The 26,314-nt window shown below is 70.1% G+C and carries 17 protein-coding genes and 2 tRNA genes; 10 read left to right on the top strand and 9 right to left on the bottom strand.

Going from position 1 to position 26,314, the window contains the following annotated elements; translation table 11 throughout:
- Positions 1–166 precede the first annotated feature (166 nt).
- A complete protein-coding gene (locus tag CEQ11_RS03455) occupies positions 167–2,467 on the top strand; it encodes a 5'-nucleotidase C-terminal domain-containing protein (protein WP_088477765.1) in 2,301 nt (766 codons plus the stop codon).
- A gap of 184 nt (positions 2,468–2,651) precedes the next feature.
- Positions 2,652–5,327, top strand: a complete 2,676-nt coding sequence (locus CEQ11_RS03450) for an ExeM/NucH family extracellular endonuclease (RefSeq protein WP_227718715.1) — start codon at positions 2,652–2,654, stop codon at positions 5,325–5,327.
- Positions 5,328–5,494: 167 nt separating this feature from the next.
- On the opposite strand, the gene CEQ11_RS03445 is transcribed toward CEQ11_RS03450, so the two are convergent.
- Positions 5,495–7,462, bottom strand: coding sequence for an FAD/NAD(P)-binding domain-containing protein (locus CEQ11_RS03445; RefSeq protein WP_227718714.1), 1,968 nt, complete (start codon positions 7,460–7,462; stop codon positions 5,495–5,497).
- Positions 7,463–7,791: 329 nt separating this feature from the next.
- On the opposite strand from CEQ11_RS03445, the gene CEQ11_RS03440 reads away from it, so the two are divergent.
- A complete protein-coding gene (locus CEQ11_RS03440) occupies positions 7,792–8,769 on the top strand; it encodes a PRC and DUF2382 domain-containing protein (RefSeq protein WP_088477764.1) in 978 nt (325 codons plus the stop codon).
- 188 nt (positions 8,770–8,957) lie between these two features.
- Positions 8,958–9,046 (top strand) — tRNA-Ser (locus CEQ11_RS03435).
- Between the two features lie 65 nt (positions 9,047–9,111).
- On the opposite strand, the gene CEQ11_RS03430 is transcribed toward CEQ11_RS03435, so the two are convergent.
- Complete coding sequence (locus CEQ11_RS03430; RefSeq protein WP_088477763.1) at positions 9,112–10,272, bottom strand: IS481 family transposase; 1,161 nt, start codon at positions 10,270–10,272, stop codon at positions 9,112–9,114.
- A gap of 275 nt (positions 10,273–10,547) precedes the next feature.
- Entirely contained in the window at positions 10,548–11,432 is an 885-nt protein-coding gene (locus CEQ11_RS03425) for a hypothetical protein (RefSeq protein WP_088477762.1), read from the bottom strand.
- A 199-nt stretch (positions 11,433–11,631) separates the two neighbouring features.
- On the opposite strand from CEQ11_RS03425, the gene CEQ11_RS03420 reads away from it, so the two are divergent.
- Together CEQ11_RS03420 and CEQ11_RS03415 are read left to right on the top strand one after the other, a co-directional pair.
- A complete protein-coding gene (locus CEQ11_RS03420; protein ID WP_088477761.1) occupies positions 11,632–13,068 on the top strand; it encodes a polysaccharide deacetylase family protein in 1,437 nt (478 codons plus the stop codon).
- Between the two features lie 235 nt (positions 13,069–13,303).
- Positions 13,304–14,566 (top strand): hypothetical protein, encoded by a 1,263-nt coding sequence (locus tag CEQ11_RS03415; protein ID WP_088477760.1) that lies wholly within the window; start codon positions 13,304–13,306, stop codon positions 14,564–14,566.
- A gap of 2 nt (positions 14,567–14,568) precedes the next feature.
- On the opposite strand, the gene CEQ11_RS03410 is transcribed toward CEQ11_RS03415, so the two are convergent.
- Entirely contained in the window at positions 14,569–15,801 is a 1,233-nt protein-coding gene (locus CEQ11_RS03410) for an MFS transporter (protein ID WP_193762977.1), read from the bottom strand.
- Between the two features lie 41 nt (positions 15,802–15,842).
- Between CEQ11_RS03410 and CEQ11_RS03405 the strand changes: the two genes are divergently transcribed.
- Positions 15,843–17,261: a phosphomannomutase/phosphoglucomutase gene (locus CEQ11_RS03405; protein ID WP_088477759.1), complete on the top strand. Its 1,419-nt coding sequence runs from the start codon at positions 15,843–15,845 to the stop codon at positions 17,259–17,261.
- An 82-nt stretch (positions 17,262–17,343) separates the two neighbouring features.
- On the opposite strand, the gene CEQ11_RS03400 is transcribed toward CEQ11_RS03405, so the two are convergent.
- Positions 17,344–19,503 (bottom strand): ATP-dependent DNA helicase RecQ, encoded by a 2,160-nt coding sequence (locus tag CEQ11_RS03400; RefSeq protein WP_102957478.1) that lies wholly within the window; start codon positions 19,501–19,503, stop codon positions 17,344–17,346.
- 111 nt (positions 19,504–19,614) lie between these two features.
- On the opposite strand from CEQ11_RS03400, the gene CEQ11_RS03395 reads away from it, so the two are divergent.
- Both CEQ11_RS03395 and CEQ11_RS03390 read left to right on the top strand, forming a co-directional pair.
- The gene (locus CEQ11_RS03395; protein WP_088477758.1) at positions 19,615–20,061 is read left to right on the top strand and encodes an Rrf2 family transcriptional regulator; all 447 of its coding nucleotides are present in this window, start codon (positions 19,615–19,617) and stop codon (positions 20,059–20,061) included.
- 163 nt (positions 20,062–20,224) lie between these two features.
- On the top strand, positions 20,225–21,418 hold the full coding sequence (locus tag CEQ11_RS03390; protein WP_088477757.1) for a globin domain-containing protein: 1,194 nt from the start codon (positions 20,225–20,227) through the stop codon (positions 21,416–21,418).
- Positions 21,419–21,571: 153 nt separating this feature from the next.
- Here CEQ11_RS03390 and CEQ11_RS03385 read toward each other — a convergent pair whose 3' ends face one another.
- A complete protein-coding gene (locus CEQ11_RS03385) occupies positions 21,572–23,413 on the bottom strand; it encodes a phosphoenolpyruvate carboxykinase (GTP) (RefSeq protein WP_088477756.1) in 1,842 nt (613 codons plus the stop codon).
- A gap of 234 nt (positions 23,414–23,647) precedes the next feature.
- Between CEQ11_RS03385 and CEQ11_RS03380 the strand changes: the two genes are divergently transcribed.
- Positions 23,648–23,724, top strand: a tRNA-Arg gene (locus tag CEQ11_RS03380).
- 118 nt (positions 23,725–23,842) lie between these two features.
- On the opposite strand, the gene CEQ11_RS03375 is transcribed toward CEQ11_RS03380, so the two are convergent.
- From CEQ11_RS03375 to upp, 3 genes are all read right to left on the bottom strand, one after another.
- Positions 23,843–24,361 (bottom strand): histidine phosphatase family protein, encoded by a 519-nt coding sequence (locus tag CEQ11_RS03375; protein WP_088477755.1) that lies wholly within the window; start codon positions 24,359–24,361, stop codon positions 23,843–23,845.
- 83 nt (positions 24,362–24,444) lie between these two features.
- Positions 24,445–25,215, bottom strand: a complete 771-nt coding sequence (locus tag CEQ11_RS03370; protein WP_067190333.1) for a winged helix-turn-helix domain-containing protein — start codon at positions 25,213–25,215, stop codon at positions 24,445–24,447.
- Between the two features lie 400 nt (positions 25,216–25,615).
- Positions 25,616–26,251 carry a uracil phosphoribosyltransferase gene (upp, locus tag CEQ11_RS03365; protein ID WP_067190334.1) on the bottom strand — a complete coding sequence of 212 codons (636 nt, stop codon included), beginning with the start codon at positions 26,249–26,251 and terminating at the stop codon, positions 25,616–25,618.
- Between the last annotated feature and the right edge of the window lie 63 nt (positions 26,252–26,314).

Genomic DNA, 26,314 nt, shown 5'->3' with positions numbered 1-26,314 from the left:
GGGCGCCGATCACAACTCATCGGACATGTGCGCCCTGCATGGTGTTCACCTGGATGAAAACTGACTGTGGTCGGATCGATTCCACGGCCGGGTCCGCCCCGTGCCGCACGCCCGCACCCGCACGAGGCCCGGAGCACCCCGCCGCCCGGGCATGAGGAGAGCACCCGTGTCCTACTTCTTCCGCCGCCGCGCCGTGGCCACCGCCGCCTGCGCGACCCTCGTCCTGGCTCCGGCCAGCGCCGTCCCGGCCCTGGCCGTCGAGGCCTCCGAGGACTCGAAGACGATCTCCATCCTGTCCTTCAACGACTTCCACGGCGCCCTGTCCCCGGAGTTCTCCGGCACCCAGTTCGCCGACACGGTCGAGGACTACCGCCGTGCCTTCGAGGCCCAGCACGGTGCCGACTCCACTCTGCTCACCAGCGCCGGCGACCTGATCGGCGCCTCCGCCTCCGTGTCCAACGTGCAGCAGGACCTGCCGACCATCGACGTGATGAACGCCCTCGGCCTGGACGTCCTCACCGCCGGCAACCACGAGTTCGACAAGGGCCTGGACGACCTGACCGGCCGCGTGGCCGAGCGCGCCCAGTTCCCGGTGATCGCCGCCAACTTCGTGGATCCGCAGACCAAGGAGCCCGTGCTCACCTCCCACCAGGTGTTCGACGTCAACGGCGTGCGCGTGGCCGTGATCGGCGCCGTGCCGAACGACCTGTACTCGACCACCACCGCCGCGGGGCTCAAGGGCATGGAGGTCCTCGACCTCGTCCAGGCCGTCAACAGCGTGGCCGACGAGCTGGCCGCGAACGACGCCGCCGACGTGATCGTGGCCTCCTACCACGACGGCGCCAACGGCTCCGGCTCCCTGGCGGACGAGATGGCCAGCAGCGCCAAGTTCCGCTCCATGGTCCAGGAGACCTCCGCGAACGTGGACATGGTCTTCAACGGCCACTCGCACCAGCTGTACAGCTATGAGACCGACGTGGACGGCGTCCGCCGCCCGGTCATGCAGACCGGCTCCTCCGGTTCTCACCTGGCCGCCGTCGAGCTCACCTACGACCCGGCCACCGACTCGGTGACCGACGTGACGCAGCAGCTCATCGAGCGCTCCACCCAGGACCCCGCCGAGGCCGCCGCCGAGTCCCCGGTGACCGCCGAGGTCTACGCCATCGAGCAGGACGCCGTGGCCGTCTTCGAGGAGAAGCAGTCCACCGTCATCGCCGACCTGGACGGCTCCCTGACCACCGACTACGCCGACGTCCTCGCCTCCGGAGGCACCTGGCGCGCCGGCGGCTCCCGCACCGCCGAGACCACCCTGGGCAACTGGGTGGCCGACGGCCTGAAGTCCGCCGTGGCCGCCGCCGGCCCGGAGGTCGACCTCGGCGTGACCAACCCGGGTGGCCTGCGCTCCGAGATCATCGAGGACATGTTCACCAACTCCGGCGACTTCGGCCCGAAGCCGTCCGACCTGGTGGGCAAGCTGACCCTCGGCGAGATCCTGGACGTCGCCCCGTTCGGCAACACCCTCGTCTACTTCGACATCCCGGGCTCCTCCATCCGCAAGGCCCTCGAGGAGAACTGGCGCGACGACGAGAAGATGTTCAACCTCGGCTGGTCCGAAAACCTCACCTGGACCTACGACGAGTCCCGCCCGCAGGGCGAGAAGGTCACCGGCGTGTGGATCGACGGCGTGGCCCTGGACGACGACCAGATGTACACCGTCGCCACCCTGTCCTTCCTGGCCGACGACACGTGGGTCGCCACCGGCGACCCGTCCCAGGCGCCCGATGGCTACACCGCCTTCGCCGAGGGCCGTGAGAACTTCCACAACATCGGCCTCGTGGACGCCGCGGCACTGCAGGAGTACGCCGAGGCCCAGGCCGCAGAGGACGGCGCCGTGCGCCCGGACTACGCCAAGAAGGGCGTGTCCGTGACCGACGCCCCGGCCACTGTGGCCGCCGGCGAGGAGATCTCGTTGACCCTGGCCGATCTGATGATCGACTCCGACGGCGCCCCGGCCGCCACCTCCGTGGACGTCTCCTTCCAGCCGACCGGCGGTGAGCCGATCGAGCTCGGCACCGTGGACGCGGACGCCTCCGGCGACACCGCAACCCTGACCGGCATCACCGTCCCGGACACCGCCGGCGCAGGTGAGCTCGTCATGTCCGTGACCTACGCGAACGGCACCGTCACCGAGGTCCGCCACGCCCTCGAAGTCACCGCGGCTGAGGGCGAGCAGCCGGGCGAGCCCGGCACCCCGGCCGACCCGGAGGATCCCGCGGACCCGGCCGACCCGGAACAGCCGGGCCAGGGCGAGGAGCCGGGCAAGGGCCACGGCGCGGACGAGGGCGAGCACACCAAGCCGTCCAAGGTGCAGACCGGCGGCGAGGCCACCTGGTCCCTCGCCGGCCTCGGCGCCCTCGGCGCCGCCGCGCTGCTCATGGTGCGCCGCCGCTTCACCGCCGCCCGCTGATCCCCTGACCGACTGAGCCCGCCCTGCCGGCCGCTTCGCGCGGCCGGCAGCGCACGACGGCGGCGGGTCCATCCCCGACCCGCCGCCGTCGCCGCCTCCCTGCTGTGGCACGTCTCCCACGCACCCGGTGACCGGCGCACCCCTTCTCTATCTGCGCCGCACCGCCGATCGAAGGAACCTCCCCATGCACATGCCCCGTCACGTCCTCGTGCGCACCGCCGGCGCCGCCGCCGCGCTCGCGCTGCTCTCCCCCGCCGTCGCCCTTCCGGCCCAGGCCTCCCCGGCCGGCGACACCCTCGTGATCAACGAGGCCTACACGAACGGCGGCTCCGCGAACGCGGTGTTCACCCACAAGTTCGTCGAGCTCTACAACCCGACCGACACCCCGATCAGCCTCGACGGCTGGTCCCTTCAGTACCGCTCCGCCACCGGCACCGGTGCCCCGCACGGTTCGGTGGCCCTCTCCGGTACCGTCCCGGCCAAGGGCACGTTCCTCGTGCAGGGCGGCTCGAACGGCTCCAACGGCGCTGAGCTGCCCACGCCGGACCTCGTGGCCGGCGGCCTCAACCCGGCCGGGGTCTCCGGCACCCTGGTCCTGTCGAACCAGGCCGAGCGGCTGCCGGCCCTGGCCACCGGCTCGGTCGTCACCGGTGACGACCCAGCCGTCGTCGACCTGCTCGGCTACGGGACGTCGAACACCTTCGAGACCACTGCCGCCTCCTCGCCGTCCGCCAACTCGGACCCGAAGTCCATGACCCGCACCGACGGCGTGGACACAGACGACAACTCCGCCGACTTCACCCTCACCGGCGACGTCACCCCGATGCCGTCCTCCGGCGAGGGCGTCGACCCCGCTCCGGACCCGGAGGAGGCGATCCCGCTGACCATCGCCCAGATCCAGGGCACCGGAGACCGCACGCTCTACGACGAGCAGCTGGTCACCACCACCGGCGTGGTCACCGCCGTGTACTCCACCGGCGGCCTCAACGGCTACTACCTGCAGACAGCCGGCACCGGCGGCGCGGCCGGCTCCACCGAGGGCGCCTCGGACGGCGTCTTCGTGTACTCCCGCGACACCATGGGAGAGGTCGCTCTGGGCGACCATGTCCGCGTCACCGGCACCGCCGGCGAGTTCTACGGCCTCACCCAGATCTCCGTCCCCGCCGGCGGCGTGGAGCAGCTGGACGAGCCGGGCTCCGTGGAACCGCTCGAGCTCGACTTCCCGCTCACCGCCGCGGAGAAGGAGGCCCACGAGGGCATGCTCCTGGCCCCGCAGGGCGACTGGACGATCACGGACAACTACTCCGTGAACCAGTACGGATCCCTCACGCTGGCCCCGGGCACCTCCCCGCTGCCGAACCCGACCTCCGTCGCCCTGCCCGGTGCCGACGCCCAGGCTGTCATGGCGGACAACGCGGAGAAGGCGATCGTGCTGGACGACGGCGCGACCACCAACTTCATGCGCTCCCCCGGCAACCAGAACACCCTGCCGTACGTGGACGTGGACTCCCCGGCCCGCGTGGGCTCCGCCGTGGACTTCACCACCGGCGTGATCCTGGACTACCGCTACGACGCCTGGACCTTCCAGCCGCTGGGCCACCTCAACGACGACACGGCCGCCACCGTACAGCCGGTCTCCATCGAGGACACCCGGCCGGCCGAGGCGCAGCGCGAAGACCTCGGTGGCGACGTCACGGTCGGCTCGTTCAACGTCCTGAACTACTTCACGACCCTCGGCGAGCAGTTCCCGGACTGCAAGGCCTACACGGACCGTGACGGCAACCCGATCACCACGAACTACTGCTACCCCCGCGGCGCCTACACCGCCGAGTCGTTCGAGCGCCAGAAGGCCAAGATCGTGGAGGCGATCAACGGCATGGACACCTCGGTGATCGCTCTTGAGGAGATCGAGAACTCCGCCCAGTTCGGCCTGGACCGCGACCACTCCCTCGCCGATCTCGTGGACGGCCTGAACGCCGCCGCCGGCGAGGAGAAGTGGGCCTACGTGGCCTCCCCTGCCGAGCGGCCGGCCCTCGCCACCGAGGACGTGATCCGCTCCGGCTTCATCTACCAGCCGGACGAGGTCACCCCGGTGGGCGAGTCCGTGATCCTGGACGACCAGGTGAACTTCGACAACGCCCGCGAACCGCTCGCCCAGCAGTTCCGCCGTGCCGACGGCACCGCGGAGGGCATGGAGGGCACCGACTTCGTGGCCATCACCAACCACTTCAAGTCCAAGGGCGGCTCCGGCGCCGCGGACGACAACGTGGACACCGGCGACGGCCAGGGCGCCTACAACGGCGACCGCGTCCGCATGGCCGAGGCCCTCGTGGACTTCGCCGACCGGATGAAGGAGCAGGCCGGCACCGACCGCGTCCTGCTGCTCGGCGACTTCAACGCCTACGAGATGGAGGACCCGATCCGGGTGATCGAAGAGGCCGGCTACATCTCCCAGGGCGCCAAGACCGGCGAGTACTCCTACACCTACGACGGCACCGTCGGCTCCCTGGACCACGTGTTCGCCTCCCCGGCCGCCGACGAGACGGTGACCGGCCAGGACATCTGGATGATCAACGCCAACGAGTCCGTGGCCTTCGAGTACTCCCGGCACAACTACACGGCGGAGGACCTGTACCGCGCGGACCAGTGGCGCTCCTCGGACCACAACCCGATCCTCGTCGGCATGGCCCTGCCGGGTCTCGAGGAGGAGGACCCGGTCGACCCGCGTGAGTGCGTGCACCCGCGCGACGGAGGCAACCCGCACGAGTGGAAGAAGTGCCGCCCGGACGAGAAGCCCGGCAAGCCCGGTAAGGGCGACCACCCCGGGAAGCCGGGCAAGGGCAAGGGCCGGGAGCGCTGACCCCGCCTGGGGCCCCTGAGACGCCCTGACTCCTGACGCACGACGACGGTCTCGTCACCTTTCGCGCGGTGACGGGACCGTCGTCGTGTCCTCGCCGAAACGGACCCAGGCGAGGCGGAAGCGTCCGGTGGGGTCCGTCGTCGGGTGCCGCCGGGCGGCGGCCTGGGTCAGGCCCGGGCGAGCAGGGCGGCGGCGATCGCCTCTGCATCGCCCAGGCTCATGGCGCGTCCGGCAGGGTCCTGCCCGGCCTCGGCGGCGATCGCGGTGCCCCACTGGACTCCGGCAAGCTGAAGCCCCAGGACGAAGACGTCCTCGTCCACGCTCCCGTCCGCGGCCTTGAGACGGTGCGGGCGGGAGGTGACGTCGAACCCGGCGGCCGGCTGCAGGGCGCCCTCAGCGTCCTCCAGGGTGCCGACCGCGGCAACACCCTCCTCCAACAGCTGCCGCATGAGCCGGGAGGACCCGGCCTGCACGCGGTTCGGCGGCATCATCGCCTCCACCAGCCAGGTGCCGGACACGGAGGCCGGACCCTGCCCATGCTCGTCGCCGACCTTCGGGCTGCGGGCGCGGAAGCCGGCATCGTCCACCTCCACCGACGGCACAGGGCCGATCCAGTCCAGCAGGCCCGCCCGGTGCAGGGCGAGCATCTGCTCCACGCGCCAGCGCGGCGGCCCGGAGGACAGGCCCTCCACGAGCGGCTCGAACCAGGCCTGCACGTCCTTCAGGCGCGAGGAGTCCGTGACCTTGCCCTCGGCGATCCACTGCTTCATGCGCAGACGACCGGCATGCAGAGCGCCCACGGCCATCATGAACGGGGAGTCCTCACCGAGTGTGGCCTCCACGCAGGCCTGTTCCAGGAGCGAGACGACCTGCTCGTGGTAGTCCTGCGGGGTGTCGAAGACGTCGTCCCGGTAGGGGTCTGCATAGGCCACGATGTCCAGGAAACGGCGGTCCGGCGCGTAGCGCTGGAGCACTTCCTCCGCGTGGCGGGCGGTGACGGGGGCGCCGCGTCCGGCATCGTCCAACAGGGCGACGAGCTCTCCGAGGAAGCGACGGGCGGCGACGGGTCCTCCGAGGATGTCCGGCTGCGTGCGGACCATGGTGGCGTAGTAGTTGCGCACCACGTCCCGGTGCAGCAGCGGCCAGACGTGCTCGTCCAGGTCCAGCACGCCGTGGCGGTCCAGAAGGGCCTGCACGGCCGCGTCCGAGAGGTAGGACAGGGTGACGCCGTGGGGCACGAAGGAGGTCACCTCGGCCTTCGGCAGGTACGGGATGCCGCGGCGGGACATCAGGTGCATCACCGGCTCGCGGCCCGAGGGCTCGTAGCGCAGCGCACGGCCCGGCTGCTCGCCGGTGCGATGGAACGTGCCGCCGCGGCCCTGGGTGAGCTGGGCCAGGATGTCGAAGGCGTTCAGGCCCATGCCGCGGATCAGGACGTCCGCGCCGGCCTCGATGGTGCGCCAGTCCACGTCCGAGGGGATCTGCGGGCCCTGGTAGTGCAGGCCCGAGTGCTGGGAGGCGGCCTCGGCCAGGCGGGTCTGGTGGGCGGTGAGGCGGGCCCGCTGGTGGCCCAGGGCCAGGACGGCGGCGTCGGCCTCCAGTGTCTTCACGCCGGAGCCGTCGCTCGGCTCGAGGGTGAGGACCACGCCACCCTCGGGACGGTGGCGCAGAGAAGTGGCCTCCGCACGGTGCTCGGTGAGGGAGGCGACCTCCGGCCGGCTCCGGAGGGCCCCTGAGATGTGGGACCACTGCTCGGTGAGGTAGCGGCCGTAGACCACGCGCGCCGGGTACTGGTTGCGCTGAACCCCCAGGGCGGCCTCCGGGTTCACGCGGCGCCACTGGTCGAAGGACTGGGCGGCGGTGGAGGGGCGCAGGCCGGGGTTGTCCGCGGCGGCGGCCGTGGGGAAGAAGGACGGGGTGTTCATCAGGTACAGCTCGGACTGGTCCGTCCGCCAGACGCGGCCCGGACCCACCGGATAGGGGTCCACCACGTGCAGTTCCAGAGGCCGGTACGGTGCGGCCGGATCCCGGGACTCGAGCTGGGCGAGAAGCCGCTCCATGACCATGACTCCGCGGGGGCCGCCTCCGACCAGGACGAAGCGCAGGGGTGCGGTGGCGTCAGCAGACAGGGGCACGGTTCTCCTCGCAGTCGGGGCACAGAGATTACAGACGTCCAGGGTACTCAGGGCGTTCACGGGTCGGCCTGGCCAGCGGAGCGCCCCTCCCCCGCCCGCCGAGATCCCGCGCCCCGCACGGTGCCGGTGCAGCACCCACCGTTCCGGGCCGCACCGTGCGGCACCTCACCGGGTGTCGAGTCTGTGCCGGGCAATGCACTCCCTGCATGCCGCCTGGGAATCTGCGCGGACGGGGTGCCGGGGGTTGCGTGCGTGCTCGCCGCTCGGAATGGTCGGAATCACCAGGGCGGAGAAGCCGCCCGGACACCTACGACGAACAGGAGCACACCATGGACCGCACCATGCTGGAGCAGCTGCAGAACGCCGACGTCTACTCGACCTCCGGCGACAAGATCGGCTCGGTCGGCCAGGTCTACCTGGACGACCACACCGAAGAGCCCACCTTCATCACCGTGAAGACCGGCCTGTTCGGCACGAAGGAGACCTTCGTGCCGCTGGACAAGGCCCAGACCGCGGAGGGCGGCATCTCGGTGCCGTTCGAGAAGGACTTCGTGAAGGACGCCCCGAACGTGGACGCGGACGGCACTCTCACCCCCGAGGAGGAGCGCCGCATCTACGAGTACTACTCCATGGACTACGAGGGCGGCCACGGCGACCTCAACGCCGACGGTCACGACGACGTCCGCGCCGAGAACGACGGACTCCGTGACGACCGGACCGCAGGCGCCGCGGGTGCCGCAGGCGCCGCGGGTGCCGCGGGAGCCGCCGGCACCGCCCCCGTGGCGGGCGACGGCCGTGATGACCGCGCCGCGGACGTCCGCGGCGACGAGCCGCGCGATGCCGCTGGGCGCGTCGACGCCGACCGCGACCGCCTCGACGCCGACCGCACCGAGGCCGACCGCGGTGCCGTCGCGGACGGCGACTCGATGGTCGTGCGAGACGAGCACCTGAACGTCGGCACCGAGCGCCGCGCCTCCGGCCGTATGCGGCTGCGCAAGCAGACCTACACCACCACCGAGCAGGTCGAGGTCCCGGTGCAGCGCGAAGAGGTCGTCGTCGAGCGCGAGAAGGTCGACCCGGACTCCGCCGAGGCCCGCGCCGCCGGCCGTGGCGACGACGCCGTCGAGGTGACCACCTACGAGGACGTGCCCGTCGCCGAGAAGACTATGGACGCCGAGAAGGTGTCCCTGGGCAAGCGCACCCACCAGGACACCGAGACCGTGTCCGAGGAACTGCAGCACGAGGACGTCGAGGTCGAGGGCAACGCCCAGGACGACTTCGGCGCTGCCGACGACACCCGCCGCTGACCGGACCGGGCAGACGGCGGCGAGCAAGCCGTCGTCGCTCGGCCTGCAGGGACGGCCCCCGCACCCATGGTGCAGGGGCCGTCCCCTGTCCGGTGCCGGCCGCGGCGGCCACCTTTGATCGTGACCGCCCGGACACGGTAGGCTGGTGGGGTCCGTCCGAGGGATTCGTCTCTCATCAGGGCAGACGTGGACACGTGCCAGAGCGGCCGAATGGACTTCACTGCTAATGAAGGGCCCGGTGAAAATCGGGCCGGGGGTTCAAATCCCCCCGTGTCCGCGCATGTCATGAGTCGGGTCATCGTTGACACACGATGGCCCGGCTCATGACTTTTTTTCGTGGGTTCATCGTGTTCTGGGCTGGTAGTCCTTGGTCGGGTCGATCGTGTGTTCAGCGATAGTCTCTCCGGTGCTCGCGTTCGAAGTACGTACGTAGTCGTCCTGGATGAGCATCAGGACCGCGGTCCCGGCGTGGGCTCGTCCGATGCCCAGGTGTCGCAGCCGTCCGGCGTAGCGCAGGGTGACCTTGCCGTGGGCATCGACTCGGTCGGTGCGGGTGCGGTATTCCGGCTCTGTGTTCGTTGCTGGGGTCGCTTTGGGTTGAGCGGTGTAGGTCTGCTCTGGAGTGCGCCGTCCGCAGGCCCGGTGCGGGCGGGCGGTGTTGTACCAGAGCCGGAACTGCTCGAGCTGGCTGTTCAACTCGTGCAGGTCTCGGGCCCGGGGCCGGGCCTTGAGCCATTTCTTCAGGGTCTGGTGGAATCGTTCGATCTTGCCCTGGGTCTGTGGGTGGGCCGGCTTGCCGTTCTTCTGCCGGATCGAGTGCGCGGCTAACAGCTTCTCGAACCCGTTCTTCGCTCCGGGGTGACCGGTCAGGCGTGAGGTGAAGACCAGCCCGTTGTCGGTGAGGGTCTCGGCTGGGGTGCCGTAGGTGTCCATCAGGTGCTGCATCGTGGCGGTGACTTCAGCGCCGGTGAAGAAGTTCTGCGCGTGGGCGTGCAGCAGGTAGCGGGAGTGGTCATCGAGGAAGTCCAGGATCTCCACTCGGGTCCCGTCCAGCAGGGGCCAGTAGGTGATGTCGGCTTGCCAGCATTGGTTCGGCAGTTCGGCTTGAAAGCGCCGGTAGGACGAGCGCGGGCGTTTGCGTGGTTCCGGGGTGATCATTCCTGCCTGGGTCAGGATCCGGCGGATCGTGGACTCGGCCGGGGCGGGGATGCCCTGGGCCTGCAGGTGCCAGGCGATCGTGGCGGCTCCGGCGTCAGCACCGGAGTCCACGAGTTCTTGTCGTAGCACGATCACTTTCTGTCGGATGGCCGGGTCAGTGGTGTGCGGGAGTCGGTGGGGTGTTCGGGATCTTGGGTGCAGCCCGTCGGTGCCGTGTTCCTCGTACCGGCGCAGCAGGGTGTAGATCCATTGACGGGAGAGGTTGTGACGGCGTGCGACCTCGGCCACGGACTGGTGTTGGTCCAGCACGGCTTTGACGATCACCTTGTTGCGTTGGAAGCCCATCGTCCAGGATCGCCTGTCAACGATGTCGCGACTGAGGTGTCAACGATCACCAGGGCTGGTGTGTCAACGATGTCGCGACTGAGGTGTCAACGATCAGTGCCGGTTACTGAGCCGGGACAGTGTCAACGATGCTCCCGCTTCGGACACCCCCGTGTCCGCGCAACGGGAAGGGCCCCGGAATCGTCATGGTTCCGGGGCCCTTCTCCTGTCCGGCCCGCCTCTGCGTCAGACCGGCGGTCTCACATCTGGGGACACACAGCCGCAGCGGGGCCGCCTCACTGCCCCCGCGACTCCTGGATACGTCGGAGCAGCTCGAACGCCTCGGGCACGGAAAGCTCGGTGTGGGTGGACAGCTGCACGGCGGCGGTCTCGAGGTTGCCATCGCGCATCATGGCGGACAGCTGGTCGCGCAGCCACGGCGGCAGGTCGCGGGAGGAGAGGTGGACGGTGGCGTCGCCGCGCATCACCTCGACCTCGAAGGGCCGGTCCTCCGGGGCAGGCTCGGCGGACCACTCGGCCGGGACCATGAGGTCGTCAGGCAGCTCGGGCAGACCGTCCCCGTGTGCGGGGCCGTCCTGGGCGTCCTCCGTACTTCGCGACGACGGCCGCTCGTCCTGCTCCGCTCTCCCGCCCTGGGTGTCCTCCGCCTCCTGCCGTGCCGCGTCCGCCTCCTGCCGTGCCGCGTCCGCCTCGCTCGGTGCGGCGCCGTCCAGCCGGTCCGGCCCTGCCTCGGGGGAGGTCTTCCCAGGAGCCTCCACGGTGCCGGCCGGACCTGCCTCACGGGTGTCGACGGGGGCGGCATTCGGGGCGTCGACCTGCACCGGGTCCTGGTCCTGCGGAAGCGTGTAGACCTGCGGGTAGGCGGCGAGGGACTGCACGTCCACCATGGAGTCACGCAGGGAGCGGCCCGTCACGCGGCGGTACTCGGTGATCGCCTCCATCGGACGGTTGGTGGCGATACGGCCGTATACGGCACGATGGGCGTCTTCGGACAGCAGGGAGGATGCGTGCCGGGCCCGCTCCGCGGACACTCCGCCCGAGGGACCTGCGTCGGACGCTGCGTGGCGTTCGGGCTTGGGGCGCTTCCCGAGCCACACGGTCACGCCCGTGGCGAGCGCGCCGATCACCACCACCGCCAGAACCGGCACCAGATACTCCATATCCCCAGTCTAGGTGTCACTGGGCGGGGTGCCCCAGGTGCCTACTGCGCAGGGCGCCGGGGGCGCGTCCAGGCACGGGCGGGTCCGACGTCGCAGTCCTGCAACACCTGACGCAGGATGCTCACAGGAGGCACACTGGACCGTGAGAGGACTGCCTGTCGGCGCCCCTCCACAGTGGACCTGAACAGAAGGAGCATCCATGTCACTGTCCGCGGCAGCACGACCCACGCCGTCTCGTCACCGCTGGTGGGCGCTGGCGGCGGCCCTTGCCCTGACCGTGACCGGATGCCAGGCCCCTGAGGACGACCAGGCCGCGGAGGGCGCGTCCCGGGAGCAGTCCGCCTCCGCTCCGGCCGAGGGCGGCCAGGAGGGGGACACCGACGCGGAGGACGCCGAGGGCTCCGACGGGTCGGAGGACGCCGAGGGCTCCGAGGACTCCGAGGGTGGCGCGGACGAGAGCACGAACGAGGAGAAGTGGAAGGAGGCGTCCGAGAAGGGCGTCGCCCCGATCCCGCGCGAGCCCATGCCGGAGAACCCCGAGGTCCCGAACGAGGAGTCCTGGCGCACCGTCCCCTCGAACGTGCCGATGAAGAAGCTCGAGGAGGGCGAGAAGCCCCCGCAGTTCGTGCTCGTCTCCTTCGACGGCGGCGGCTGGCACGACCGCTGGCAGACCTTCATGGAGACGGCCCAGGAGCACGATGCGCGCTTCACGGTGTTCCTGACCGGCATCTACCTGGTGGAGAAGGCCAACAGCGAGATCTACCAGGGCCCGAAGCAGGAGCCGGGATCCGCGGCGGTGTCCTTCTACCCGGACGAAGAGTCGATCGCCCAGCTGGTCGACGACCTGAACCAGGCGAACTCCCGCGGCCACGAGATCGGCACCCACTACAACGGCCACTTCTGCGCCAGCTCGAAGAACGGCGCGGACACCTGGAGCACGGAGGACTGGCAGTCCGAGCTGGACCAGTTCTTCGACTTCATCACGAACTACCGGGAGAACAACGGCTACGGCGCCGAGTTCCCGACCCTCGAGGTGCAGCCCGACTCGATCCGCGGCGGCCGCCTGCCCTGCCTGGACGGCAAGTGGAGCGACCTGGTCCCGGCGTGGAAGGAGCACGGGATCACCTATGACACCTCCCGCTCCTCCACGCTCGGCACGGGCGTGCACTGGCCGTACTCGCAGGACGGCCTCTGGCAGTTCGAGGTGCCGGTCGTGTACTCGCCGGCCTTCGACGGCCCGGAGAACCCGGCCAAGGAGGGCGACGACTCTCCGATCGTGACCGCGATGGACTACAACTTCTGGGCCAAGATCAACGGCGCCAAGAACGAGCCAGAGAAGCGCGAGGTCATGTACGACGCCGCCCTGGAGACCTACCGGTACATGTACGCCTCCGCCTACGCGGGCAACCGCGCCCCGCTGGTGCTCGGCAACCACTTCAACGGCTGGAACGACAACGCGTTCAACCCGGCCGTGGAGCAGTTCATGTCCGAGGTCTGCGGCGAGCCGGACACCTACTGCACCACCCACCGCGACGTGATCCAGTGGCTCTCGCTGCAGGACCCGGAGCGTGTGAGGCAGTGGCAGTCCGCGGAGGCCTCCGCCAAGGGCGACGACCTGGAGGACATCACCTGGTGATCTTCCCTCCGCGTGCGGTCTGACGGCCCCGGCGCCCCCGGACGGCGGCGGCGCCTCACCCTGCCAGGGTGAGGCGCCGCCGTCGTAGTAGAGGGCTCCCTTGTGGACACAGGTGAGACCAAGGACACAAATGAACTTCCATGGAACTCCCCCCTGAGTCGGTCGTCAGCTGTGAAACAACCATGAGACGGTAGGCGCGCTCGATCTTTGCCTGCAGTGATGGAAGGGGTCCCTCATGCCTGCAGTCCGCACCGCCCGTCGGTCCGCCGCCGCCCTCACCGCCGCCCTCGCCCTCATCCTCGCCGGGTGCCAGGCCGATCCAGTGCAATACGAAGACCTCTCAGACAAGCGGCCCTCGTCGACTGCCACCACCGACGCGGGTAAGACGTCCAAGGGCTCTGAGGGCACCGAGGACTCTGAGGGCACCGGGACACAGGACGGCGAGACGAACGACCAGGGAGTGCCGATGCGCGCCTTCTCCGCGGAGGAGACCCCGCCGCAGTTCCTGCTCTACTCCTTCGACGGCGGCTTGGAGTCCGACCGCTACGAGTACTTCATGGACGTCGCCGAGGAGGTGGACGCGAAGTTCACCGTCTACCTGTCCGGCATCCACCTGCTCCAGCCGGAGAACCGCACCTGGTACCAGGCCCCGGGCAACGAGCCCGGCCACGTGGCGAAGGACCTCGGCGGCCCCAAGGAGGAGATCGCCGAGCGCATCCGGGCCGTCAACGCCGCATACGCCGCCGGCCACGAGATCGGCACCCACTACATGGGCCACCTGTGCTTCGTGGAGAAGTACGGCGGAGACAAGTGGGACACCGACGACTGGCGTGAGGAGCACCGGCAGTTCTATGAGGTCCTCGCGGACCCGGCCGGCATCAACGGGTATGACGATCCGGACTTCCCGGAGCTCGAGGTGCCCGCCGAGGCGATCCAGGGCCAGCGCCTGCCCTGCTTGGACGGCCGGTGGGACCAGCTCGTCCCGGTGTGGAAGGAGTTCGGCCACACCTATGACACCTCGCGCGGCTCCCAGCAGCGCGGTGTGACCTGGCCCTACCAGGAGGACGGGATCTGGGAGTTCGAGATGCCGCTGTTCTACTCGCCCATGGCCGCATCCATGGGCGCAGAGAACCCGTACATCATGACCATGGACTACAACTTCTGGATCTCCTCCCAGCGCCTGGGCGTCGGAGAGAACGACACCGAGAAGCTGTCAGAGATCTACCTGGACACCTACCGGTACGTGTACGACTCGGTCTCCAGTTCCAACCGTGCGCCGATCGTGTTCGGGAACCACTTCAACACCTACGGCGGCGACGCCTACAACCCGGCGCTCGCCGAGACGATGAAGGAGTTCTGCCCGCAGGAGGGCACCTACTGCGTCACCTACCAGACGATGATCGACTGGCTGGAGTTGCAGGACCCGGAGGTGCTCGAGGCCTGGCGCCAGCAGGGCTACTCGGCCGTCGGCGATGACCTGGCCGAGGTCCGCGGCTGAGCTCAGTCCGCGTGGGCGGCCCGGCGCAGCACCAGGGTCGCCACGGCGGTGGCACACAGGACCAGGCCGACGATGCCGAGGACGGTGGCCGCCCAGCCGGCGGCCTCGAAGACCACGCCGGCGAGCCACCCGAACAGGGACGATCCCCCGTAGTAGCCGAGGTTGTAGAGCGAGGTGGACTGGGCGCGGCCGCCACGTGCGGCCAGGCCCGCCCAGCTGGACGCCACCGAGTGCGCGGCGAAGAACGCGCCGGTGAACAGCAGCAGGCCCGGGATCAGGGTGAACGGACTCTGCACGATGGTCAGGAGCGCCCCGGCCGCCATCACCAGCGACGCCCCCGTCAGGACCCGGTAGCGGCCGAAGCGCAGCGCGAGGGAGCCCGCCCACGGTGAGGTCCAGGTGCCCGCGAGATAGGCCAGGAACAGCAGGGCCACCACGGACAGCGGCCAGGACAGCGGCTCGGCGGTCACGGCGAACCCGACGTAGTTGTAGAGCGCCACGAAGCCGCCCATGAGCAGGGCACCCTGCAGGTAGACGGCACAGAGCACCGGCGAGCGCAGGTTCTCCACAGCGGCCGCGACCACACCGGACAGTGGGGTGGGGCGCCGGACGAAGTGCCTCGCCTGCGGGGTGACCAGCAGGAAGCCGATGACGCAGAGCACGCCCACGCCCGTCACGGTCAGCATGCCGGCATGCCAGCCCGCCGCCTCGCCGATCGGTGCGGCCATCAGACGTCCGGACAGTCCGCCGAGCGTGGTGCCCGCGATGTAGGTGCCGGCCGCGAGGGTCACGGCGAAGGACTCGACCTCCTCCACGATCAGCGCCACCGCGAGCGCGGCGACACCGCCGTGGGCCAGCCCCTCGGCGAAGCGCAGGGCCAGCAGCAGCGGGAAGGCGGTCGCCAGTGCCCCGGCCACGGCGAAGACGCAGGCGGAGACCATGGACACCGCGATCGCCCGCCGACGACCCCAGCGGTCCGAGGCGAAGGACCACGGGATCACGGACAGTGCCAGGCCGGCGGTGGCCGCGGAGACCAGGAGCGCCGCCTCGTGGGAGGTCACCTGCAGGTCTGCTGCCACCAGCGGCAGCAGGCCCTGCGGGGAGTAGAGCTGGGCGAACGTGGCGATGCCCGCGAGGAAGAGGCCGAAGAGCAGGCGGCGGTAGCCGGCCTGACCGGGAGCCCACCGCTCCGTGCCCTCGGCGTCCTGGTGAGAGCCGTCACGGGAGGGGTCCATGCGACCACTTCTAGCACGAAGGGTCCACTACCATCGACCACGTGACTACTCAGGGTGACATCAAGTTGACCGACTCGTTCAAGGCCTACGACGTCCGCGGGATCGTGGGCGAGACCATCACGGCCGAGTCCGTGCGCGCCGTGGGCGCCGCGTTCGTGGACGTGCTGGGCCTGGCCGGCAAGACCGTGCTGGTCGGCGGGGACATGCGCCCGTCCTCCCCCGAGTTCAAGGACGCATTCGCCGCCGGCGCCACCGCCCGCGGCGGCAACGTGCTGATGATCGGCACCATCTCCACGGACATGCTCTACTACGCCGCCGGCGTGCTGGACGCGGCCGGCGTGATGTTCACCGCCTCCCATAACCCGGCCGCCTACAACGGCATGAAGATGGCCAAGGCCGGCGCCGTCCCGGTGTCTTCCGACACCGGCCTCTTCGAGATCCGCGACGTGGCCCAGGGCTACCTGGACGCCGGACAGATCCCGACGGCCGAGACCGTCGGCACCGTGGAGGAGCGTGACATCCTGGCCGGCTACGCCGAGTACCTGCGCTCCCTGGTGGACCTCAGTGACATCCGCCCGCTGAAGGTCGTGGTGGACGCCGGCAACGGCATGGCCGGCAAGACCACCCCCGCGGTCCTGGGCGGGGACGTGCTCGAGGCGCTGCCGTTGGAGATCGTGGACCTGTACTTCGAGCTGGACGGCACGTTCCCGAACCACCCGGCGAACCCGCTGGAGCCGGAGAACCTGGTGGACCTGCAGAAGGCCGTGGTGGAGCACGGCGCGGACATCGGCCTGGCCTTCGACGGCGACGCCGACCGCTGCTTCGTGATCGACGAGAAGGGCGCCCCGGTGTCCCCTTCCGCGATCACCGCCCTGGTGGCCCGCCGCGAGATCGCACGCGCCAAGGCCGCCGGCGAGGACACCCCGGTGATCATCCATAACCTGATCACCTCGAAGGCGGTGCCGGAGCTGGTGACCGCCGACGGCGGCCGCCCCGTGGTGACCCGCGTGGGCCACTCCTTCATCAAGGCCGTGATGGCCTCCGAGGGCGCCGTGTTCGGCGGCGAGCACTCCGCCCACTACTATTTCCGAGACTTCTTCAACGCGGACACGGGCATGCTGGCCGCCATGCATGTGCTGGCGGCGCTGGGCGGCCAGGACGCCCCGCTGTCCGAGCTGGCGGACGAGTACGAGCCCTACGTGGCCTCCGGTGAGATCAACTCCGAGGTGGAGGACAAGGACGCCGCTGTGGCCGCGGTGCTGGCCGACCACGAGGGCGATGACATCGACGTCTCCCGCGTGGACGGCACCACGGTCTCCGCGAAGGACGGCTCCTGGTGGTTCAACCTCCGCCCGTCCAACACCGAGCCCTTCCTGCGCTACAACGGCGAGGCGAAGGACGAGCCCACCATGGCCGCCGTCCGCGACCGCGTGCTGGCCGTGGTCCGCGCCGAGCGCTGAGGGACGGCGCAGAGTCCGCCGGGGACGCCCGGCGCACACGAGGAGGCCCTCCTGCTCGTCTGGGCGGAGCCGCCTCGTCGCGTCAGGCGGACAACGCCAGCACGAACGGCAGCACGCCCTGAGCACCGCTCTCCCTGAGCACGCGCGCACCCTCGGTGATGGACCAGCGGGAGTCGGCGAGGTCGTCCACGAGCAGCACGGGGCCGTGGCGACCGGCGTCCGGGGCGGAAGCGAGCATCTCGGCCAGCTGTGCCGGGACGCCGAAGCGCCCGTAGACCGAGCCGAGACGATAGGCGCTGTTGCCGCCGGGCCCTGCGGTGGGGCCGCCGTGCACCGGCTCGAGGGCGCCGAGGTACGGCAGCTGCCCGATCCGTGCGATCCCCTCGGCGAAGGAGCCGACCAGCTGCGGGCGGCCGCGGGAGGGCAGGGCCACGACGGCGATGGGTCGCTGTCCCCAGTTCCAGGCGGAGAGGACCCTCACGGCCCCGTCCAGGACCTGCTGCGGCACCGGGGCGTCCTCACCGTGCAAAAGCTCGCGCAGGCGGGTGCCCCAGCCGACGTCGGAGAGGCGGGCCAGGGCTCGGCCTTCGTCGGCCTGCAGCTCAGCGGGGATACGGCCCTTCACGGGCACGCCGAGCCGGTCCATGCCGGACGGCCAGGACTTCCGCGGCTCCAGGGGCACGCCCACCCGCCCCAGGGAGCGCTCGGCGGCGGCGCGGGCCTCGATGTCCGAGCCGGTCGGGTACCAGGGGCCGGCGCAGGTGTCGCAGCGGCCGCAGGGGGCCGCGGTGGGGTCGTCCAGGGTGCGGGCGAGGAACTCCATGCGGCAGCCGTCGGTGTTCTCGTAGTCCAGCATGAGCCGCTCCTCTGCCAGCCGGGCCTCGGCCACCCGCTGATAGCGCTCGGAGTCGTAGCTCCAGGGCTGCCCGGTGCGCTGCCAGCCGCCACCCACGCGGACCACTGCCCCATCCACGGCCAGGACCTTGAGCAGCAGCTCGAGGGCCGTGCGTTTGATGGACACGGCGGTCTCCAACTGCGGCACGGACATGGTGCCGTTGGCCTCGAGTGCCTCGAGGACTGTCAGCGCCTCACGCTCGTCCGGCATGGACGCGGTGGCAAAGTAGCGCCAGATGTCCCGGTCCTCAGGACCGGGCAGCAGGAGCACCTCGGCGTGGTCGGTGCCGCGGCCGGCTCGGCCGACCTGCTGGTAGTACGCCACCGGGGAGCTCGGAGCCCCCAGGTGCACCACGAACCCGAGGTCCGGCTTGTCGAAGCCCATGCCGAGCGCGGAGGTGGCCACCACGGCCTTCACCCGGTTGGCCTTGAGGTCCTGCTCGATCTGCGCCCGCTGCTCCGGGTCCGTCCGTCCGGTGTAGGCCACCACCGGGTACCCGGCCTCGGCCAGGGCCCGCGCCGTGTCCTCGGCGGAGGAGACCGTGAGCGCGTAGACGATGCCCGAGCCCGGTAGATCCTTCAGGTGGGAGATCAGCCAGGCCAGCCGGGAGGCCGGGTTCGGCATGCGCAGCACGCCCAGCTGCAGGGAGGCGCGGGCCAGCGGGCCGCGGAGCACGAAGACCTCCTGCGCGGACTGCACGCCGAGCTGCTCCACCACGTCCTGCACCACGCGCTCGTTCGCGGTCGCGGTGGTGGCGAGCACCGGCACCGCCCGCCCCCCCGCGGCCGGCAGGCGTCCGATGAGGTCGCGGATGCGCCGGTAGTCCGGACGGAAGTCGTGGCCCCAGTCCGAGATGCAGTGGGCCTCGTCCACCACCAGCAGGCCCATGCGCGCCACGAGATCCGGCAACTGCTCCTCACGGAAGCGGGGGTTGTTGAGGCGCTCCGGGGAGATCAGCAGCACGTCCACGGAGTCCTCCGCCAGACGTGTCCGGACCTCGTCCCACTCGGTGGCGTTCGCCGAGCTCATGGTCACCGCGCGCACTCCGGCACGGGAGGCGGCCTCCACCTGGTCCCGCATCAGCGCCAGCAGCGGGGACACGATCAACGTCGGGCCGGCGCCACGGGCGCGCAGCAGCAGGGAGGAGACGAAGTAGACGGCGGACTTGCCCCAGCCGGTCCGCTGCACCACCAACGCACGTCTGCGGTGCCGCACGAGCGCCTCGACGGCCTCGTACTGGCCGTCCTTGAACTGCGCCTGGCCGTCCCCCACGAGGCTGCGCAGCACCTGCAGCGCCTCAGTGTGGAGGGCGTCGTCAGCCGGAGGGGTCTGCTCTGCGGTGATCATGCGGCCAGTCTGCCAGCCGGAGCGGACGCCCTGACGGTCTCCGGCGCGACTGTGGAGGACAGGACCGCCGCCTCCTGGAAATCCGCCTTCCGCAGGCGGGATAATCGCCGCATGAAGCTCAACGCGTTCACGGACGTCTGTCTGCGGGTCCTCATGGATCTCGCCCGCCGTCCGGACGAGCGCGCCACAGGGCAGACGATCGCCGACGAGACCGCCGTCCCCTACAACCATGTGAGCAAGGCGATCGTTGAGCTGCGCCGCCGCGGTGCCGTGGACGTGACCCGTGGCCGCTACGGCGGAGCGCAGATCACGCGGGCCGGCCTGGACCTCAGTGTGGGCTCCCTGGTACGTGACCTCGCCTCCCGAGACGAGGTCATCGACTGCGCAGGCCACGAGTCCGGCGCCCCGTGCCCGCTCGCCGGCGCTTGCCGCCTGCGCACCGCCCTGCACCGCGCCCGAGAGGCGTTCCTCGCCGAGCTCGATCCGATCACCGTCCGCTCCCTGGTGGCTGCCGGAGGTCCGGTGGCCCTCGGACTGCCGGCGCTGCCTCCCAGCTGAACCATTCCTCCGCCCCATCGGCAGGCCGCTCCCCGCCGTCCCGACGACGACCCCTCACCTCCCGAGGCTGCGGTCACCGTCGATCGCCCCCACCTTGCGCTCCTTGCACACCGGAGTAATCTTGCATATACAAGACAACATTCATACCGCCCTGGAGGAAGTCGTGCTCTCTGAGAAGTCTCGCCCCGTCATCGAGGCCACCGCCGAAGTCGTCGCCGCCCACATGGATGAGATCACCCCGAAGTTCTACGCCCACATGTTCGAGGCCCATCCAGAGCTGCTCAACGGCGTATTCTCGCGCGCCAATCAGCGCAACGGCGAGCAGCCGAAGGCCCTGTCCGGTTCGATCGTCCGCTTCGCCGTGCACCTGCTCGAGCACCCGAACTCCCTGCCGGAGGCCGTGCTCTCCCGCATCGCCCACAAGCACGCCTCACTCGGCATCACCGAAGACCAGTACCAGATCGTCTACGAGAACCTGTTCTGGGCTATCTCGGACACCCTCGGCGACGCCGTCACCGACGAGGTCGCCGAGGCCTGGACCGAGGTCTACTGGCTCATGGCCGACGCTCTGATCAAGCTGGAGAAGGGTCTCTACGCCAAGCAGGCCAACACCAAGATGTGGACCCCGTGGCGCGTGGAGTCCAAGGATCCGGCGGGCGCATCCGCGTTCACGTTCCGCCTGGTCCCGGCCGACGACACCCCGGCCACCGTCGGCGAGCCCGGCCAGTACGTGTCCGTACGCCTGCCCGTGGCCGACGGCCTGCTGCAGGCCCGCCAGTACTCGCTCTCCTCGGACGCCGCCTCCGCGGACGTCCGCGTCATCACCGTCAAGCGGGACGATGACGGCGAAGTCTCCCCGGTCCTGCATGACTCGGTGCAGGTCGGCGACATTCTGGAAGTCTCCAACCCCTACGGCGACCTCACCCTGGCCACTGTGTCTGCGGACGAGGAGCGCCCGCTCGTGCTGGCCACTGCGGGCATCGGCATCACCCCGGCCGCCGCGATCCTGCAGGACCTGGCCGCCCGCGGCTCGCAGCGCCGTGTGGCCGCCTTCCACGCGGACCGCTCGGCCGCGGCCCTGACCCTGGCGGACGAGGTGCGCGCCGCCGTAGACGCTCTGCCGCAGGGCGAGCTGCATCTATGGCTGGACTCCACCGCGGACGCCCCGGAAGGCCTCGACGCCCGCGAGGGCCGCATGGATTTCTCGCAGGCCGAGGTCCCGCAGGATGCGGACGTGGTCCTCTGCGGCCCGCTGCCGTTCATGCAGGCCGTCCGCTCGGCTCTGATCGAGGCCGGTGTTCCCGCCACACAGATCCACTACGAGATCTTCGGCCCGGACCTCTGGCTCGCCGCCTAAGCGGGGCCTGCCCCGCCGGCAGTGCGGGGCCTCAACGGCACCACGCCGGACCGATGCGCACCGCCGTCCCTGGCCCCGAACACACCACGGCCCCCTCGCTGTCAGGCGAGGGGGCCGTCGTCGGGGAGTCGCCGGCCGTCGGGCCGGGATCGCTCAGGCTCCGAAGCGGGCCTTCTGAGCCTCGAACTTCTCACGCACGGCCGCCGGCAGGGACTCGCCGAACTTGCCGAGCCACTCCTCGATGAGCTCGTTCTCCTTGGCCCACTCGTCGGCGTCGACCTTGAGGGCGTCCTCGAGGTCCTCGGGCTTGACGTCCAGGCCGGTGAGGTCCAGGGACTCGGGGGTCGGGACGAAGCCGATGGGGGTCTCGGTGGCGTCGGCCTTGCCCTCGAGGCGCTCCACGACCCACTTCAGGACGCGGGAGTTCTCGCCGAAGCCCGGCCAGGCGAAGCCGCCGTCGCGGTTGCGGCGGAACCAGTTCACCAGGTAGATGCGCGGCAACTTGTCCGCGTCCGCCTCGCCGGAGACCTTGTCCCAGTGGTTCAGGTAGTCGCCCGCGTCGTAGCCGATGAACGGCAGCATGGCCATCGGGTCGCGACGCACCACGCCCACGGCGCCCACGGCGGCGGCGGTGGTCTCCGAGGAGAGGGTGGCGCCCTTGAGCACGCCGTCCTCCCAGTCGAAGGACTCGGTCACCAGCGGGACGGTGGTCTTGCGGCGGCCGCCAAAGAGGATGGCGTCCAGCTTCACGCCGTTCGGCTCGTGGTACTCGTCCGCCAGCATGTCGGTCTGGTCGATCGGGGTGCAGAAGCGCGAGTTCGGGTGGGCCGCCGGGGTGTCGGAGTCCGGGGTCCAGTCGTTGCCGCGCCAGTCGGTCAGGTGGGCCGGGGTCTCGTCGGTCATGCCCTCCCACCACACGCCGCCGTCGTCGGTGAGGGCGACGTTGGTGAACAGGGAGTTGCCCTTGGCGATCGCGCGCATGGCGTTCGGGTTGGTGGACCAGCCGGTGCCCGGGGCGACGCCGAAGTAGCCGGCCTCCGGGTTGATGACGCGGAACTCGCCGTCCTTGCCCGGGCGGATCCAGGTGATGTCGTCGCCGAGGGTCTCGGCCTTCCAGCCCTCGACGGTCGGGTCGATCAGAGCGAGGTTGGTCTTGCCGCAGGCGGACGGGAAGGAGCCGCACAGGTGGTAGGACTTGCCCTCCGGGTTGGTCAGCTTGAGGATCAGCATGTGCTCGGCCAGCCAGCCCTCGTCGCGGGCCATCACGGAGGCGATGCGCAGCGCGTAGCACTTCTTGCCCAGCAGGGCGTTGCCGCCGTAGCCGGAGCCGAAGGACCAGATGGAGCGCTCCTCCGGGAAGTGCACGATCCACTTGGTCTCGTTGCACGGCCAGGCCACGTCCTCCTGACCCGGCTCGAGCGGGGCGCCCACGGAGTGGACGGCCGGGACGTAGAACGCCTCGGTCTCCTCCATCCTCTTCAGCACGTCGGTGCCGATGCGAGCCATGATGCGCATGGACATGACCACGTAGGCGGAGTCGGTGATCTCCACGCCGTACTTCGGGTCCTCGGCGTCCAGGTGACCCATGACGAACGGGATCACGTACATGGTGCGGCCCTTCATGGCGCCGCGGAAGGCGTCCTCCAGGATGCCGCGCATCTTCGCGGGCTCCATCCAGTTGTTGGTGAAGCCGGCGTCCTCCTCCTTCTCAGAGCAGATGAAGGTGCGGTCCTCGACGCGGGCGACGTCGGCCGGGTCGGAGAAGGCCGCATAGGAGTTGGGGAACTTGTCCTCGGCCAGCTTGGTGAGGGTGCCGGCCTCCACGAGCTCGGCGGCGAGGCGGTCGTACTCCTCCTGGGAGCCGTCCACCCAGTGCACCTCATCCGGCTGGGTCAGCTCGGCGATCTCGCCGACCCACTGGAGCAGCTGGGCGTACGAGGTGGGCGCGTTCTCGGTGGCGCGCTGGGCGAACTCGGTGGTGGCGTTGTCAGCCATGATGGGGATTTCCTCCCATAGACGATCCGGGGCCGGTCAGAGTCACCACGAACACGGCACACGCCCATAGCGCGGCACCACATCCTTGTGGCTCTCCGAGTGGCCCCATCCTACCCGAGCGCGCGCGAAGCGAAGCGTGGGGCAGGTCACGTCACGGCACCAGGACCCCGACTTTGCATCGACCGAGATCGTCGTGTAGTGTTCTACAAGTTCGCAGCGAGGAGCTGAGAACGAGCGCCCTTAGCTCAGCTGGATAGAGCGTCTGTCTACGGAACAGAAGGTCAGGGGTTCGAATCCCTTAGGGCGCGCCAGAGACAAAAGGCCTCGCACCACGGTGCGGGGCCTTTCGCTTTGCCCGTATCCCGAGGACTGCCGGCGGCTTCCCGACGACGGCACTCGCCCGTGCAGCAGCCCCGCCTCCGCCTCGACTCAGGGTGTGATGAACGACACCAGTCGGGCGTCTCGGCCGTCGAGCTCGGCCCACGGCTTCTCGACCTCGAAGACCTGCAGCCCTGCCGGCGGGTACTCCTGGGCCATGTCGAGGGCGGCGTCCTCGTCCGAGTCAGCGGACATCAACCGCATTCCGAGCCCCTGCACCCACGGCATGTGGCCGATCACGAGCAGGCTCCGGGTGCTCTCCTCGGTCTCGTTGACGATCGACAGTGCGCCGGTCGCGTCCGCTCCGTAGAGGCGGGGATCCAGGTACGGGGTGGGCGCCTTCTCACCCAGCGCCTCGCCGATCCACACGCAGGTCTGCCGCGTCCGCAGCGCGTCCGAGCAGACGATCTGATCCGGGATCCAGCCGCGCTCCGTCATCCAACGGCCCGTCGCCGCCGCCTCCTCGTGGCCGTGACCGGCCAACGGTCGATGGTGGTCGACGCCGTCGGCCGCCCAGGCGGCGGTCGCGTGGCGCATCACGAGCAGGGTCTTCACGTCGTGGCGGGCCATGGCCCCACAGTACGAGACGGCTCCTCGCCCGCGCAGGGCGAGGAGCCGTCGTCGCCAAGGGCCGCCACGTGGCGGCGGGCAGGTCAGATGCTGTACTCCGGGGCAGCCCAGACGACGACCTCGGGATGGCGGTAGAAGCGGTAGCCCTGGCCGCGCACCGTGCGGACGGTGCTGGAGAGGCGGCCGAGCTTGGCGCGCAGCCGGCGGATGTGGACGTCGATGGTGCGCTCGTTCGGGGTCTCGTCCGAGTTCTTCCAGAGAGCCTCGAGCAGCTCCTCGCGGCCGACCGTGCGCTGGTCGTTCTCCACGAGGTAGTTGAGGAGTTCGAACTCCTTGAAGGTGAGGTTCAGTGCCTCCCCGTCCAGCTGCACCTCGCGGCGGGACAGGTCGATGAGGATGCCCGGCTGACGGGTGGAGACGGGCGCCGGGGCCTGCGCGAGCTCGGGGCGGACGGCCGACTGGATGGTCGGGTCGCCGAGCACCTGGCGGACGACCTCGAGATCCGACCCCTCCGCGCCCGCCGGGGCGATGGCCACGGCGGCGTGGGACTCGGCGCCGGGGACGAGCGACTCCACATAGTGGCGCAGCTCGTTGGCCAGGCGGGTCAGAGAGGTTCCGGCTGCGGAGGCGGACAGCTCGTCCATGCCCACGTAGAGGACGAAGCCCCGGGCCTCGTTCTCCCGGGAGACCGGCTGGGGGCCGCCGCCGCGGGGGGCCAACACCGCCGCCGGATGGGTCGTCGGATGGTCCTCATGGGCGGACGCCAGCCGCAGGTTCGGGGCGTGGGAGTGCATGGCAGCTCGACGCTGTGCATTCCGGACCGAGATGTGAACGTAGCCTGCGGTGTCGCCCATGGGACTGCTCTTCCTGACGAGACGGGTGGTGGTGCGGTCGCCGGCGTGGAGTCCGGCGCCGTGTCACATGACAAGAATGTGTCGTCACACAAGGATCCGGCAAGTAACACAAGGCCGCTCGTCTCACCTGGCGAGACGCTTGGCGGCTGATCGTGGCCAAGCTCACTATTGAGGCGCCTGCATAACCTTCCAGGCGACTTTCCGGCAGAGAACTCGCTGACCGGGCGTTTTCCGAAGAACGGCACCCGTTGCCACTCTGCGGCACCGAAGAACTATGCACGCACATGCAGAAGGGCCCGGCACCCAATGGGTGCCGGGCCCTTCCGGAAGCCGCTCCGGTCCGCCTGATGGATGAAACATTCGCCCGGAGTGTTACAGAGCGGACCACCTCACACTGCTCTCACTCCGCGAGGCCGTAGAGCCTGTCGCCGGCGTCGCCGAGGCCCGGGACGATGTAGGACTTCTCGTTCAGCCGCTCATCGATCGCAGCCAGGTAGAGGTCCACCTCGAGGCCCTCGATGCCCTTCTCCAGGCGCTCGATGCCCTCCGGCGCGGCCAGCAGGCACACGCAGGTGACGCGCTCGGCGCCCCGCTCGTACAGGAAGCGGATGGCCTCGACCAGGGTGCCGCCGGTGGCGAGCATCGGATCCAGCACGATCACGTGACGGCCCGTCAGGTCGTTCGGCAGGCGCTCGGCGTAGGTGACGATGTCCAGCGTCTCCTCGTTGCGGGCCATGCCCAGGAAGCCCACCTCGGCGGAGGGGGCCATCTTGACCATGCCCTCGAGCATGCCGAGACCGGCCCGGAGGATCGGGACGATCAGCGGACGCGGCCGCTTCAGCTGGGTGCCGGTCATCCTCGACACCGGGGTCTCGATCTCCCGCGGCTCCACAGCCACGCCACGGGTGGCCTCGTAGCCGAGCAGCATGACGAGCTCCTCGGTGAGCTGACGGAAGATCATCGACGGGGTGTTCTTGTCCCGGAGGATCGTGAGCTTGTGGGCCACCAGCGGGTGGTCGACGACATGTACGCGCATGCCTCCAATCTACCGGGGCCCCGTCTCGGCGGCGGGCTCCGGACCGCCCGACCGGACCGTAGG

The sequence above is a fragment of the Micrococcus sp. FDAARGOS_333 genome, from assembly GCF_002206575.2.
GTDB classification, from domain to species: Bacteria; Actinomycetota; Actinomycetes; order Actinomycetales; family Micrococcaceae; genus Micrococcus; species Micrococcus lylae.
Note: the sequence above shows the minus strand (reverse complement) of the source record. Positions and strands in the feature narration are given on the sequence as shown.

Bases quoted from the DNA above. Each gene is read 5' to 3' on its own strand.
- CEQ11_RS03450 (WP_227718715.1), top strand. From the start codon at position 2,652: ATGCACATGCCCCGTCACGTCCTCGTGCGCACCGCCGGCGCCGCCGCC.
- CEQ11_RS03440 (WP_088477764.1), top strand. From the start codon at position 7,792: ATGGACCGCACCATGCTGGAGCAGCTGCAGAACGCCGACGTCTACTCG.
- CEQ11_RS03430 (WP_088477763.1), bottom strand. From the start codon at position 10,272: ATGGGCTTCCAACGCAACAAGGTGATCGTCAAAGCCGTGCTGGACCAA.
- CEQ11_RS03425 (WP_088477762.1), bottom strand. From the start codon at position 11,432: ATGGAGTATCTGGTGCCGGTTCTGGCGGTGGTGGTGATCGGCGCGCTC.
- CEQ11_RS03420 (WP_088477761.1), top strand. From the start codon at position 11,632: ATGTCACTGTCCGCGGCAGCACGACCCACGCCGTCTCGTCACCGCTGG.
- CEQ11_RS03415 (WP_088477760.1), top strand. From the start codon at position 13,304: ATGCCTGCAGTCCGCACCGCCCGTCGGTCCGCCGCCGCCCTCACCGCC.
- CEQ11_RS03410 (WP_193762977.1), bottom strand. From the start codon at position 15,801: ATGGACCCCTCCCGTGACGGCTCTCACCAGGACGCCGAGGGCACGGAG.
- CEQ11_RS03400 (WP_102957478.1), bottom strand. From the start codon at position 19,503: ATGATCACCGCAGAGCAGACCCCTCCGGCTGACGACGCCCTCCACACT.
- CEQ11_RS03395 (WP_088477758.1), top strand. From the start codon at position 19,615: ATGAAGCTCAACGCGTTCACGGACGTCTGTCTGCGGGTCCTCATGGAT.
- CEQ11_RS03385 (WP_088477756.1), bottom strand. From the start codon at position 23,413: ATGGCTGACAACGCCACCACCGAGTTCGCCCAGCGCGCCACCGAGAAC.
- CEQ11_RS03375 (WP_088477755.1), bottom strand. From the start codon at position 24,361: ATGGCCCGCCACGACGTGAAGACCCTGCTCGTGATGCGCCACGCGACC.
- CEQ11_RS03370 (WP_067190333.1), bottom strand. From the start codon at position 25,215: ATGGGCGACACCGCAGGCTACGTTCACATCTCGGTCCGGAATGCACAG.
- upp (WP_067190334.1), bottom strand. From the start codon at position 26,251: ATGCGCGTACATGTCGTCGACCACCCGCTGGTGGCCCACAAGCTCACG.